The following is a 13,296-nucleotide window of genomic DNA, read 5'->3' on the forward strand; positions in this document are numbered from 1 at the left end:
CGCTGTAGGGCGGAAAAGCGCAGCGTCATCCGCCATGCGGCGCACGACCTGGGCACCGCACGCTCCGGCACGCCCCGGCGCCCTGCGGCGGATGACGGCCTTCGGCCTTTTCCGCCCTACGTTGGAGGCGGGCGGGGTCATTCGCGGTACCTCACCAGCGGCTGTTCGCGGCCCTTCGGGTAGTCCTTGCGCAGCGGATGCCCCTGGAATCCCTCGTACAGCAGGATCGGGCGCAGGTCGGCGTTCCCGCGAAAGCGGATCCCGAACATGTCGTGGCATTCGCGTTCCATGAACGCGGCCGAACCATAGAGCGGAACCAGCGAATCGACCACCGGATCCGCCGCGCTCACGGCGGTCTTCAGCCGCACGCGCACGTGGTCGCGCGTCGAGTAGAAATGCCACACCACGTCGAAGCGGGGCTCGCGGTCCGGCCAGTCGACCGCCGTCACGTCCAGAAACAGGTCGAACCCGAAACTCTCCTTCAGCAACTGCACGGTCTCGAGCAGCGCCTCGCGCGGCAGCCGCACCGCCAACAGCCCATGGGAGAAAGCGGCGTCGCGTCCGTCGCCGGACAGCCGCTCGCGCACGCGCTCCAGGAGTTCGCTGTTCATCGGTTAGAACTTCTCGTTGACGATCGGATGGCGGGAATTCGCGATCTTGTCCTGCAGCTGCATGATGCCGTCGATCACCGATTCCGGCCGCGGCGGGCAGCCGGGGATGTACACGTCGACCGGGATGATCTTGTCGATGCCCTGCAATGCCGCGTAGTTCTGGTAGAAGCCGCCGCTGGATGCGCAGACACCGAACGCCATCACCCACTTGGGCTCGCACATCTGCTCGTAGACCCGCTTCAGGATCGGCGCCTGCTTGTGCGTGATCGTGCCGACCACCATCAGCAGGTCCGACTGGCGCGGCGAGAAGCGCGGCAATGCCGCCCCGAAGCGGTCGGTGTCGTACATCGTCGAGCTCACCGACATGAACTCCATCGCGCAGCAGGCGGTGACGAAGGGGTACGGGAACAGCGAGAACTTGCGCGCCCAGCCGATCAGCTCGTCCTTGCGCGTGGTCAGGTACTCGAAGGCCCCCGTCTTTTCGTGCGCCGCGTTCATCAGATCCCCGCTACCCAGGCGTAGGGCGGAAAAGGCCGAAGGCCGTCATCCGCCACTCGGCAATGGGCATGACCCCGAACGCCGCAGACCGGGCCCGGTGCCGAAAGGTGGATGACGCTGCGCTTTTCCGCCCTGCTCGGAAATCCGGTCATGCGCGTACGTCCTCCAAGAGCCCGGATTTCCACACGTAGAGCACCAGCAGCACCAGTAGCAGCAGAAAGAAGCCGAACACCAGCAGCAGCGTACCGGTCAGCGGCTGCGCGCCGAGCGCCCACAGGAACAGGAACACCGTCTCGAGCTCGAACAGAATGAACACCACCGCGATGCCGTAGTACTTCACCGGGACGGCCTTCACGTTCAGCCGGTCCACCGGCTCCGCACCGCACTCGAACGGCTCGAGCTTGGTCGCACTCGCGACCGGCTTCGGACCCAGCATCCGGTTCATCAGCAATGTGACCGCGACAAACCCGAGGATCGCGAGCAGGTACAGCAGGAAGATCGCGTACGGATTCACGACGAATCACCGCCCCCCATTCCGTTCTTGTTGCGTTGGCTCCCGAGGCCCCCTGGCCCCGACCCTGCGGAACTCGCGGCAAGCATAGGGGATTCTCCGGCCACGATCCACCGCTGTTCACCCGGCCATCCCGCGCTCCAAGTCCCTACAGGGACCAACCGATACGGAGTCCTGCACACTGCGCCGGGATCGGAGGACCACCAGGCGTGCCGCATCGGGACTACACTTTCGGACAGGCCGCGCCGGGGTTCTGGAGCACGCAAACCGGCCTCGGGCGGCCTGGCCGCGATCCCTGTGCTGCAACCTCGCATCTGCTGGAGCCACCATGGATGAGACTGGACCCCTCACAGAGCACGAGCCCACCCGAACCGGGCTCAGCGTCGACGCGCTGCACCGGGCGCTGCTCGACAACCTGTTCTACGTGGTCGGCCGCTTCCCAGCCGTGGCCACGCGGCAGGATTATTACCGCGCACTCGCGTTCACCGTTCGCGACCGCCTGCTGCACCGCTGGCTCCGGACCGTACAGACCTACAAGGAGGAACGCAGCCGCACCGTGTGCTACCTGTCGGCAGAGTACCTGCCCGGTCCGCAACTGGGACACAATCTCTTGGCCCTCGGCATTTTCGACAACACCCGCGAGGCCGTGCGCCGAGTCGGGCTTGAGCTGGACGATCTGATCGAGGAGGAGGCGGAACCGGGACTCGGCAACGGCGGACTCGGCCGCCTGGCCGCCTGCTATCTCGATTCGCTGGCGACGCTGCAAAGACCCGCAATCGGGTACGGCCTGCGCTACGAATTCGGCATTTTTCGGCAGCGCATCGACAACGGCTGGCAGGTCGAGGTTTCCGACAGCTGGCTGCGTGACGGCAATCCGTGGGAACTTCGCCGACCGCACATCGCGTTCGAGATCGGGCTTGGCGGGCACACCGAACGGTACTTGGACCATCACGGACATACGCGGGTGCGCTGGGTGCCGGGCGAGACGATCCGTGGCGTGGCCCACGACACGGCTATCCCCGGGTACGGCGTATTCAACAGCAACCTGCTGCGCCTCTGGGCGGCGGAAGCGACCGAATCGTTCGACTTCGGCAGCTTCAATGCCGGCGACTACCAAGGCGCGGTGCGCAGAAAGATCCGCTCCGAGACGATCAGCAGGGTTCTGTACCCCAACGACGAGCCAGAGACCGGAAAACGCCTGCGTCTGATCCAGGGCTACCTGTTCGTATCGTGTTCCCTGCAGGACATGCTCCGGATCCATCTGGCCGGCGGTGAAGGCCTCGACCGCTTTCCCCAGCGTTTCGTGGTTCAGCTGAACGACACCCATCCCGCCATTGCGGTCGCGGAACTGATGCGCCTGCTGCTCGACAAGCATGGTATGGAATGGGAGTCGGCCTGGGATCTGACCCGCCGCACGTTCGCCTACACCAACCACACGCTGTTGCCCGAAGCACTGGAGAAGTGGTCGCTGACTCTTTTCGAGGAGACGCTGCCACGGCACCTCGAGATCATCCTGGAGATCAACCAGTACTTCCTGGATGAGGTGCGCATGCGCTTCCCGCATGACGAGGCACTGACCACGCGACTGTCGCTGATCGACGAAACCGGGCCCCGCTACGTGCGCATGGCGCATCTCGCCTGTGTCGGCAGTTTCTCGATCAACGGGGTCGCGCGGCTGCATACCGCACTCCTGGCCGACACCGTCCTGCGCGACTTCCATACCCTGTGGCCCGAACGGTTCAACAACAAGACCAATGGCATCTCGCCGCGCCGTTTCGGCAACCTGAGCAATCCCGATCTCTGTGCACTGCTGTCACGGGTGGCTGGTCCCGGCTGGGCCGCCGATGCCGAACGGTTGCGTCTGCTCGAGCCCCATGCCCATCGGCGCGAGATCTACCCCGAATGGCGACGGATCAAGCTCGAGCGCAAGCGTGCGCTGGCCCGGTACGTGGCCGATCAAACGGGAATCGTGGTCGACCCCGAGTCGATGTTCGATATCCAGGTGAAACGGATTCACGAATACAAGCGCCAGCACCTGAACGTGCTCCACATCATCGCGCTTTACAGCCGGATCAAGATGGATCCGACACTGGACGCGGCACCCCGCACCTTCGTGTTCGGCGGCAAGGCGGCCCCCGGCTACAAGATGGCCAAACTGATCATCAAGCTGATCCACTCGGTAGGCGAAGTGGTCAATCGCGATCCGGCGGTACGCGACCGGTTGCGGGTGGTGTTCGTTCCGGATTTCAACGTCAAAGTGGCCCAGCGAATCTACCCGGCCGCCGACCTCTCGGAACAGATTTCGCTGGCCGGCATGGAGGCATCGGGCACCGGCAACATGAAGTTCGCGCTGAACGGTGCACTGACCATCGGCACCCTGGACGGTGCAAACGTCGAGATCCGGGAGGAAGTCGGTGCCGAGAACTTTTTCCTGTTCGGGCTGACCAGCGCCGAGGTACAGGCACGGAAGCGTTCGGGCTACTGCCCCTACGATTGCTACCGCGAGAATCCGGTACTGCGGGAGGCGATCGATCTACTGGCGGACGGCCTCTTCTCGCACGGCGACCGGGCTTTGTTCCGGCCACTCGTCGATCACCTGCTGCAACAGGACGACTACATGCTGCTGGCCGACTTCCAGTCCTATATCGACTGCCAGGACCGGGTCGATCGGGCATTCCGGGATGCCGACTCGTGGACGCGCATGTCGATGCTGAACGTGGCACGTATCGGCCGTTTCTCCTCCGACCGGGTGGTGCAGGAGTACTGCCGCGAGATCTGGAGGCTGGAGCCGGTCACGATCAGGCCGTAGGATGTGATTCTGTCCTCCGACTGCCGGGAACCATCGATGGCCCAGAACGCCCCAACCGACGACGTCCCCTCGGTGCGAGCACTCCTGCTCGTGGCACCAGGCTGCCCGCACTGCGCCGGGATGCTCGAGGGGCTGGGAACCCTGGTGAAGGAAGGCACGCTGTCGCGCCTCGAGGTCGTGAACATCGCCACCGAGCCAGCGGTCGCGTCGGAACTCTCGGTACGCTCCGTTCCATGGGCGCGCGTCGGACCGTTCGAGCTTTCGGGGCTGCACACGCTGGACGAGCTCCGGCACTGGACACGGCTGGCGAGCGAGGAACACGGAATGACGGTCTACCTGGCCGACCTGCTCGCGACCGGACGCCGGTCCCAGGTGGCCGAGCGCGTTCGACAGGATCCCGCGTTGCTGCAACGGTTGGTGGATCTCCTCGGCGACGGGGACACCGGGCTCAGCGTCCGGATCGGGGTCATGGCAACCTTCGAGGAGCTGCAGGATTCGGGCATGCTGGCAGGGCTGGCGGAGTCGCTCGCCCCGCTCACCCAGCATCGGGAGCCCCGGGTACGCGCCGATGGCTGCCACGCGCTGGCCCTGACCGGCTCGACCGAGGCCATCGGGTGGGTCGAAGCCTGCACGGACGATCCGGATCCCGAGGTGCGCGAGACCGCGGTCGACGCGCTGGAGATGCTGACCAACGCATAACCGGCGCGGGAGACCCGCTGACGGTCAGGGGCGGCGGCCACTGTGCAACCGCAATAGGGCGAGCCACGGAAAGCACAGAGAGACACGGAGAAAGGGTTTGATCCGTTTCATCTTCCGTGGTGTCCGTGTTCTTCCGTGGCCGATCTTCCTTGCTCGGGACGGCACGCAGCGCCCGGATCGTCAGCTACGTCCTGCGCGCAGAATGCCGCGCGCGCTGGTCTGGATGAACTCCAGCAGCCGCCTGACCTCGGCCACGTCGGTCTCGGCCAGCAGGCTTGCGATGCGGGTCTTGCGATCGCTGCGTCCCCGCAGAACCTCGGTGAAGGCCCGGTGCAGCGCGTGAATGCTTTCCTCCGCAAAGCCCTTGCGGCGCAGCCCGACCTTGTTGATGCCGATCAGCCGGGCATAGTTGCCGCTGGCAAGGCAGTACGGGGGCAGATCGCGGTTCAGCGCGGCTCCCATGCTGGTGAATGCATGGGCTCCGACCCGGCAGAACTGGTGTACCAGCGTGAACCCGCCCAGGGTACAGCCATCCTGGACCTCGACATGGCCGGCGAGCGAGGCCGCATTCGAAAAGATCACGTCGTTGCCGATGATGCAGTCATGGGCGATGTGCACGTAGGCCATGATCAGATTGTCGTGCCCGATCACGGTCTCCCCCCGGCCTCTTTCGGTTCCGCGGCTCAGGGTCGCACATTCCCGGATCACGTTCCGGTCGCCGATCACCAGGCGCGTCGGCTCGCCGCGGTAGCTGCGATCCTGGGGCGCCTCGCCGATCGAGGCAAACTGGTAAATCCGGTTCTCGCGCCCGATCTCCGTCGGGCCCTGTATCACCACGTGCGGCCCAACCCAGGTGTCACTTCCAATCCGCACGTTCGCACCGATCACCGTGAAGGCCCCGACATGCGCCGTAGAGTCGATCTCGGCGCTCGGATGCACGTCGGCGCGGGGGTCGATCATGCGTCGATTTCCTTCCCTGCACACATCAGGTCGGCGGATGCACAAAGCTCCTCGCCCACATGCGCCTCGGCAGTAAAGCGCCATATGCCGCGAACGGTACGCACGTGCTCGACCCGCAGCAGCAGCTGGTCGCCCGGCTCTACCTGGCGGCGGAACCGCGCCTGGTCGATTCCGACGAACAAGTACAGTTGCTGCTTGTCCTGATTGACGCCTCGGTGTTCCTCGGTCTTGAAGGCGAGCAGGCCGGTTGCCTGAGCCAGCGCCTCGAGGATCAGCACGCCGGGCATCACCGGCTTGACCGGGAAATGCCCCTGGAAATAGGGCTCGTTGAAGCTGACGTTCTTGATCGCCGCCAGATAGCGGCCCGGTTCGTAATCGGTCACCCGGTCCACGAGGAGAAAAGGATAGCGATGCGGAAGATAGCGCATCACCTCAAGAATGCTCAGACCGTCCACGTGATCGTTCCCTTTTTCTGGTTCTGGATTCCGGTGCCGGCGGCACCCCCTCCCCTGCAGGCCCAGATCACTGCCGCTTGCGGCGACCCAGCCTCCGCAGTGCGGCCAGACTGAAATTCCAGGCCCGGGCCTCCTGATGCGGCACACCCGAGGCGTAATGCCCAGGACGGGGGATCGACCGCGTCACCAGTGTCATGGCATGGATGGTCACGTGGTCGGCAATCTGGAGATGCCCGAGTATACCGGCTCCCCCACCGATTGCGCAGTGCTTCCCGATTTCCGCGCTTCCCGCGATCCCGGCACAACCCGCGATCGCGGTATGGTCCCCGACGCGAACGTTATGAGCGATGTGGACCAGATTATCAATCTTGACGCCGTTGCCGATCACGGTGTCGTCCAGCGCCCCGCGGTCGATGGTGGTGTTGGCCCCGATCTCGACGCCGTTGCCGATAATCACACTGCCCAGCTGCTCGACCTTGACCCATTCGCCCTGATCCGCGGCAAACCCGAAGCCGTCGGCACCGATCACCGCACCGGGCTGGATGATCACGCCGGTTCCTATCCGGACGCCGTCCAGAATCGAGCAGTTGGCGTACACATAGCCATCGGCTCCCACCGCGACATCGTCGCCGACGACGGTACCCGCACCGATGTATACACGGGCGCCGATCCGGGAACCTGCGCCGATCCGGGCGCCGGAGCAGACACGAGCGGACGGGTCGACCACCGCGTCGGGGTGGATCCATGCGCCGGCCTCGACGCCGGGATCCACCGGGCGCCTTCGGTACAGCAGCGTGCTCAACCGGCCGAAGGCGGCATGCGGATTCGCGACCAGCACGACGCTGCGGCAGGACGTATCGAGTTCCTCCGGCGCGACCAGGCCATCCCGCAGCAGTACGATCACGCCCGTCGCCGCATTCAGCGCCGCAAGGTGGTGCCGCGTGGTCACATAGGAGATGTCGCCGTCGCCCGCCCGAACCAGCGGCGCCAGGCGGAAACCGCGGCGTTCGGGCGATCCGAGGATCCGTCCGCCGAGAAACTCGCCCAGTTCCCGTGCCGTGAGCCCGCGGTCACGGGAGACGCTGCATCGCGGCGATGATGTCATCGGTTATGTCGATCCGTTCGCTGGCATACAACACGTTGCGTTCGGTAAGGATCAGGTCGATGTCGCGTTCCCGGGCCAGTTCGATGATCGCATCGTTGATCATTCGCTGGAGCTTCGCGAGTTCCTCGTTGCGCCGAACGTTCAGATCTTCGGTAAAGCTTTCCTGCGCCCTGCGGAATTCGCGCGAGCGCGCGGTGAACTCGCGCTCCAGGTCCGCCCGCTGGTTGGCGCTCATCAGCTCACCCTCGCGCTCGAGCCGGTCCCGCAGCTTCTGCAGCTCCTCGCGTTCGGCCACCAGCTGCGAGTCCCGCGGGGAGAACTCGCGTTCGAGTTCGCGCATAGCCTGCGCTGCCTGAGGCGAGTCCTCCAGGATCCGGTTCATCGTGACGAAGGCTACATTCTGTGCCGCCACGATTCCCGGCCACAACACCGCACCATAGACCAGTGCACTGGCGACGATGGCGGTCAATGTCTTCATGCCCCCTCCTGCCACATGGACGAAAAAACGGTCGTACCCGGCATTCGACCGCGCTTCTCTCGGAAAGCGCTGAGTACCTTGTCATCGCGAGGAGTGAGGCGTTGAGCCGCGAGTTCAGCGTGGCGGGACGTCGCGATCCACGAGGCACGGATTCGGCCGGCGCCGCTTGGCTCGCTGCGCTTCGCTCGCAATGACAGGCTTCTTGCGGAAAGTTCGGCATCAGATCGCTTCTGGCTGTGCTCCATAGTCACCGAACTGCCCGCATGGCCCACTAGAACGCGGCGCCCAAGAGGAACTGCACGCTCTGCGTTTCATCGCCGTCTTTCTCTCGTAGCGGCACACCGTAACTCAGGCTCAGCGGGCCGACCGGAGACATCCAAGTCATGGCCAGACCGGCCGACACCCGCAGTTCGTCAGCCTCGAAATCGTCGACGCTTGCGAACACCTGTCCGGCATCGACAAAGGAACTCATGCGCACCGCGTCGTTGTCCGCGGCAAACGGCAATGGGAAGAACAACTCTACGGAACCGGTGGTGCGGAAACTGCCGCCGTAGGGATCGTCATTGCTGTCACGTGGTCCGAGGCTATTGTCCTTGAACCCCCGCACGGTACGGATGCCGCCAGCGAAGTAGTGCTCGAAAAACGGCAGCTCGTCAGTACTGCCATAGCCGTCGCCATACCCAAGGCGGGCGGACAGGCTGAGCGAATAGCTATCGGAGAGTTTGAAGATCTCCTGACCCGAATAGCTCAGCCGATAGTACTGCAGGTCACTGCCCGGGAGGACCAGTTCCGCACCGACCCGGTGCCGCCGGCCGGACGCCGCGAAGATGACGCTGTCCCGGGTATCGTAGGTATAGGACACCTCGGTCGACAACAGATTGTATTGGTTGCCCTCGCGATCGATGAAATCAAGGATCTCCCCGGGAGTGTCCGCGACCGTGACGATCTCGACATTCTCGAAGCCGGGCTGGATCGTCAGGGTTCCGAATTCGGACAGTGGAATCCCGTAGGTCACATCGCCACCGAAGCGGTTTGCCGCGAACCGCGAGATATTGGCCTCCTCGGCGTCGATCTCCTGGTAGAACACCGAGAATCCCCGGCTTGCACCGTGGATCGTGTAATGCGGGTTCAGCACGCTGAAATTCACCATCTGCGAAACGTCGCTGCGGCTGAGCGAGATCGTGACCCGGTTGCCACTGCCGAGGAAATTGTCCTGACTGAGGCTCCCGGTGAGCAGAAGCCCCTGGTTCTGGGAGTACCCCGCGCCGAGGGACAAGGCCCCGGACATGCGCTCGGTCACCGCGATTTCGAGATCGACTTCGTCCTCGCTCCCGGCCACCCGGCGCGTCTCGATGTTCACGCTCTCGACGAACGGGAGCCGCTGCACGCGGACCCGGGACCGGTCGATCTGGTCGCCGTTGAACCAGGCCCCTTCCATTTGGCGCAGCTCACGGCGATACACCGACTCCAGCGTGCGGCTGTTGCCAGTGATGGTGATGCGGCGCACGTATACGCGCGGACCCGGGTCGACGAAGAACGTCAGCGCCACTTCGCGTGTCTCCTCGTCGACCTCCGGGACCGGATTCACGTTGGCAAACGCGAACCCTTCGGTGGTCAGCCGACGGGAGATACGCTCGGCCGATTCCACCACCTCGCGGCGGGAGAACACTTCACCGGGCTGCACCTCGATCAGTTCGCGCAGTTCCTCGGCCGGCAAAATCAGGTCGCCTGCGAGGTCCACCGCTCCGATTCGATACTGAGCGCCCTCGTCGACGTTGATCGTGATGTAGATATCCTTGCGGTCGGGGGTCAGCGTCACCTGGGTGGAATCGACGTCGAAATTCAGGAACCCCTCGTCCAGATAATGCGACCGCAGCTTCTCCAGGTCGCCCGAAAGTTTCTGCCGGGAATAGTGGTCGCGCCGGCTCAGAAAGGCCCACCAGCGCGGGACACCCGACTCGAAGCGCCGGGTCAGGCTGCGGTCGTCGAAGGCCTCGTTGCCCACGATGTTCACTTCGCGGATCCGGGCCACCTGGCCTTCCGCGATCGTGATGTCCACGTCGACCCGGTTGCGGGGCAGTTCGGTGATCTCGATGTCGATCTGCACGTTGTAGCGCCCGCGCGCGAGATACTGCTGCCGCAGCTCGTTTTCGATCCGATCCAGGATCGTGCGGTTGAACACCCGCCCGCGCTGCAAACCGACCCCCTGCAGCGCGTCGGTCAGCGCATCGGTCGGGATATCGCGGTTACCCGAAAAGCGGATCTCGTTGATCGCCGGTCGCTCCTGCACGATCACGACCAGAACGTCGCCGCGGCGCGCCACTTCGACGTCGCTGAAAAAACCCGTCTGAAACAGTGCGCGGATCACCTCGGGGCTGCGCGCATCGTCGAATGTATCGCCGACCTGAACGGGCAGGTAGGTCAGCGTCGTTCCGGCGGTGATCCGCTCGAGTCCCTCGATCTCGATATCCTCGATCACGTAGGACTGTGCCCAAGCCATCCCGGACGCCAGCAGCAGTCCGCAAAGCGTCAAGGTCTGCAATAGGTATCGCGTCATATCTGTCGCCAGGTCGATGGAACCCAAGCGCCGCCCGGGCTAGCCGAACAGGCGCGTGATGTCGTTGTACAGCGCCAGCATCATCAGCGCAGCGATGGCCACCAACCCGAGCTGCTGGCCGATCAGCTGTGTCCGCTCGGAGACCGCACTGCCCTTGATCCACTCCGCCAGATTGAACATCAGGTGGCCGCCATCCAGCACCGGAATCGGCAGGAGGTTGATGATGCCGAGCGAGACACTGACCAGCGCAAGAAACCCGAGGAAGGCCGTGATGCCGATGATCGCGGTCATGCCCGCGAACTCGGCGATTGTAACCGGTCCTGCGATATTTTTGACCGACGCGTCGCCCACGATCATCCGTCCGAGTACCCGCAGGGTCAGGATGCTGACTTCCCAGGTCCGGGCCACGCCGGCCACCATCCCGTCCACCGGCCCCAGGCGCACCAGCGTCGAGATCTCCCGCAACTGCGGCTGGTCGGCATCGACCCCGGCCCCGATCCGCCCGTGCCGCTCGCCGTCGGTCTCGACCTCGGCGGGAATCACGGTCAGTTCGACCATGTCGCCGTTCCGGATCACCCGCAGCTCGAGTGGCCTTCCTGGAGCCGCCTGGATGGCTCCAACCCAGGCGTCCCAGGTCTCGACGGCGTCGCCATCGACACTGACGACGCGATCCCCGGGTTGCAGCCCGCCCTCCGCGGCCGGACTGCCGCGCTCGACACTCCCGATCAGCGGCTCCAGCGCCGGCCGGAAGGGACTCAGGCCCAGGCGCGCAAGAAACTGGCCCTCACCGAGCAGTTCGCGGCGATTCTCCAGCACGATACTGCGCACCCGTTCGTGGCCGTCGCGGTCGATCACGACCACTGACACCTCGTCGGCGCGAACCGCGTGGTCGAGCAGCCGCAGATTGGCCTGATCCCAATCCTGGACCCGGTGTCGGCCGACCATCTGGATCTCGTCACCGAGCTGCAACCCGGCGGCGGCCGCCGCGCTTCCCGGTTCCACCTCCCCGACGACCGGCTTCAGCCCGGGGACGCCGATCATGAACATCAGCGCATAGGCGACCATCGCGAACAGGAAGTTCGCGGCCGGTCCGGCAACGATCACGAAATTGCGCGCAGCCAGAGACTTGCGGTTGAACGCCCGCCCGGCTTCGCGCTCCGGAACCGGAGCCTCGCGCTCATCGAGCATCTTCACGTAGCCGCCGAGCGGGATGGCCGCCACCACGAACTCGGTGCGATCGCGGCCGAACAGGCGGCGATAGATGGGCTTGCCAAAGCCGACGGAAAAACGCAGCACCTTGACGCCCATCAGTCGGGCCGCCAGGTAATGGCCGTACTCGTGCACGGTCACGAGAACGCCGATGGCCACGATGAACGCGGCGAGACTGGTCAGGATCGTCATGGCTTCAGTCGGTCATGGCTCGGCGGCAGCACCCGCAACGGATTCCCAAGCATAGTCCCGCGCCCGGGCATCCAACGCAAGAATCCGCTCCAGCGAATCCGCCGGCTCGACCGGGATTGCGGACAGGGCGTCGTCGATCACGCGGGCGATCGCGGTGAACGGGATTTTTCCTTCCAGGAAAGCCGCCACCGCCACCTCGTTCGCCGCATTCAGCACCGTCGTCGCGGTCCCACCCGCTGCCAGCGCCCGATAGGCCAGCCCCAGGCAAGGAAAGCGTTCGGGCGAAGGCTCGGCGAAATCGAGCCGGCCGACACTCAACAGATCCAGCGCATCCACCCCGGACGCCATTCGCCCCGGCCAGGCGAGCGCGTGCGCAATCGGCGTACGCATATCCGGCTGGCCGAGTTGGGCCAGCACCGAGCCATCGGCATAGGCCACCATCGAGTGCACGATGCTTTGCGGATGCAACACCACCCGGATCGCATCCGCTTCCAGGGCAAAGAGCCAGCGCGCCTCGATCACTTCGAGACCCTTGTTCATCATCGTCGCCGAATCCACGGAAATCTTGCGGCCCATATCCCAGTTCGGGTGGGCACAGGCCTCGTCCGGCGTGATGGAGTGAAACGTCTCCAGCAGACGCTCCCGGAACGGGCCGCCGGACGCGGTCAGCCAGATCTGCTGCACGCCATGGGGATGCACCGGGTCGGCACAGCGATAGCCGGCGGGCAGACATTGGAAGATCGCATTGTGCTCGCTGTCCACCGGCAACAGCCGAGCGCCGCTGCGCGCAACCGCATCGATCAGCAACGCGCCGGACATCACCAGCGCTTCCTTGTTCGCCAGCAGCAGCCGCTTGCCTGCCTCGGCCGCGGCCAGCGTCGGCAACAATCCCGCGCCGCCGACGATCGCGGCCATTACGATCTCGACCTCCGGCGCCGCGGCGACAGCTGCCAGCGCGGGAGCACCCACCCGAACCTCGGTGCGGCTGCCGGCTCGCGCCAGCAGATCGCGCAGTGCCGCACCAGCCTCGGGATCGACCATCACCGCCACGGCCGGGCGGTGCTCGAGGCATTGTTCGGCAAGCCGCTCGACGTTCGACCGCGCGGTCAGCGCGTGCACTTCGAAACGGTCGTGCTGGCGCGCCAGCACATCGAGCGTATTCACGCCGATGCTGCCCGTCGACCCGAGGATCGTCACCCGTTCCCGCGGCAC

The 13,296-nt window shown here is 65.0% G+C and carries 12 protein-coding genes; 2 read left to right on the top strand and 10 right to left on the bottom strand.

Annotation, left to right across the window (positions count from 1 at the left end):
• Nucleotides 1-137 precede the first annotated feature (137 nt).
• From THITH_RS10040 to THITH_RS10050, 3 genes are all read right to left on the bottom strand, one after another.
• Complete coding sequence (locus THITH_RS10040) at nt 138-611, bottom strand: NADH-quinone oxidoreductase subunit C (RefSeq protein ID WP_006748237.1); 474 nt, start codon at nt 609-611, stop codon at nt 138-140.
• A gap of 3 nt (nt 612-614) precedes the next feature.
• On the bottom strand, nt 615-1,109 hold the full coding sequence (locus THITH_RS10045; protein ID WP_006748236.1) for an NADH-quinone oxidoreductase subunit B: 495 nt from the start codon (nt 1,107-1,109) through the stop codon (nt 615-617).
• Between the two features lie 148 nt (nt 1,110-1,257).
• Nucleotides 1,258-1,623, bottom strand: coding sequence for an NADH-quinone oxidoreductase subunit A (locus THITH_RS10050; RefSeq protein WP_006748234.1), 366 nt, complete (start codon nt 1,621-1,623; stop codon nt 1,258-1,260).
• Between the two features lie 325 nt (nt 1,624-1,948).
• On the opposite strand from THITH_RS10050, the gene THITH_RS10055 reads away from it, so the two are divergent.
• Both THITH_RS10055 and THITH_RS10060 read left to right on the top strand, forming a co-directional pair.
• Nucleotides 1,949-4,429: a glycogen/starch/alpha-glucan phosphorylase gene (locus THITH_RS10055; protein WP_006748233.1), complete on the top strand. Its 2,481-nt coding sequence runs from the start codon at nt 1,949-1,951 to the stop codon at nt 4,427-4,429.
• Between the two features lie 36 nt (nt 4,430-4,465).
• The gene (locus tag THITH_RS10060) at nt 4,466-5,128 is read left to right on the top strand and encodes a HEAT repeat domain-containing protein (protein WP_006748232.1); all 663 of its coding nucleotides are present in this window, start codon (nt 4,466-4,468) and stop codon (nt 5,126-5,128) included.
• 180 nt (nt 5,129-5,308) lie between these two features.
• Here THITH_RS10060 and lpxA read toward each other — a convergent pair whose 3' ends face one another.
• The 7 genes from lpxA to ispC all read right to left on the bottom strand — a co-directional run bounded on the left by lpxA (nt 5,309) and on the right by ispC (nt 13,296).
• Nucleotides 5,309-6,088 carry an acyl-ACP--UDP-N-acetylglucosamine O-acyltransferase gene (gene lpxA, locus THITH_RS10065; protein WP_006748231.1) on the bottom strand — a complete coding sequence of 260 codons (780 nt, stop codon included), beginning with the start codon at nt 6,086-6,088 and terminating at the stop codon, nt 5,309-5,311.
• Nucleotides 6,085-6,543, bottom strand: coding sequence for a 3-hydroxyacyl-ACP dehydratase FabZ (gene fabZ / locus THITH_RS10070; protein ID WP_006748230.1), 459 nt, complete (start codon nt 6,541-6,543; stop codon nt 6,085-6,087). Before fabZ ends, lpxA begins: the two co-directional genes overlap by 4 nt.
• A gap of 67 nt (nt 6,544-6,610) precedes the next feature.
• Complete coding sequence (gene lpxD, locus THITH_RS10075) at nt 6,611-7,648, bottom strand: UDP-3-O-(3-hydroxymyristoyl)glucosamine N-acyltransferase (protein ID WP_006748229.1); 1,038 nt, start codon at nt 7,646-7,648, stop codon at nt 6,611-6,613.
• The gene (locus THITH_RS10080; RefSeq protein WP_006748228.1) at nt 7,614-8,126 is read right to left on the bottom strand and encodes an OmpH family outer membrane protein; all 513 of its coding nucleotides are present in this window, start codon (nt 8,124-8,126) and stop codon (nt 7,614-7,616) included. The genes lpxD and THITH_RS10080 overlap by 35 nt, the downstream gene beginning before the upstream one ends.
• Before the next feature lie 271 nt (nt 8,127-8,397).
• The gene (bamA, locus tag THITH_RS10085) at nt 8,398-10,683 is read right to left on the bottom strand and encodes an outer membrane protein assembly factor BamA (RefSeq protein WP_006748227.1); all 2,286 of its coding nucleotides are present in this window, start codon (nt 10,681-10,683) and stop codon (nt 8,398-8,400) included.
• A 39-nt stretch (nt 10,684-10,722) separates the two neighbouring features.
• The gene (gene rseP / locus THITH_RS10090; RefSeq protein WP_006748226.1) at nt 10,723-12,084 is read right to left on the bottom strand and encodes an RIP metalloprotease RseP; all 1,362 of its coding nucleotides are present in this window, start codon (nt 12,082-12,084) and stop codon (nt 10,723-10,725) included.
• A 12-nt stretch (nt 12,085-12,096) separates the two neighbouring features.
• Entirely contained in the window at nt 12,097-13,296 is a 1,200-nt protein-coding gene (gene ispC / locus THITH_RS10095; RefSeq protein ID WP_006748225.1) for a 1-deoxy-D-xylulose-5-phosphate reductoisomerase, read from the bottom strand.

The organism is Thioalkalivibrio paradoxus ARh 1 (assembly GCF_000227685.2).
Taxonomy (GTDB): domain Bacteria; phylum Pseudomonadota; class Gammaproteobacteria; order Ectothiorhodospirales; family Ectothiorhodospiraceae; genus Thioalkalivibrio; species Thioalkalivibrio paradoxus.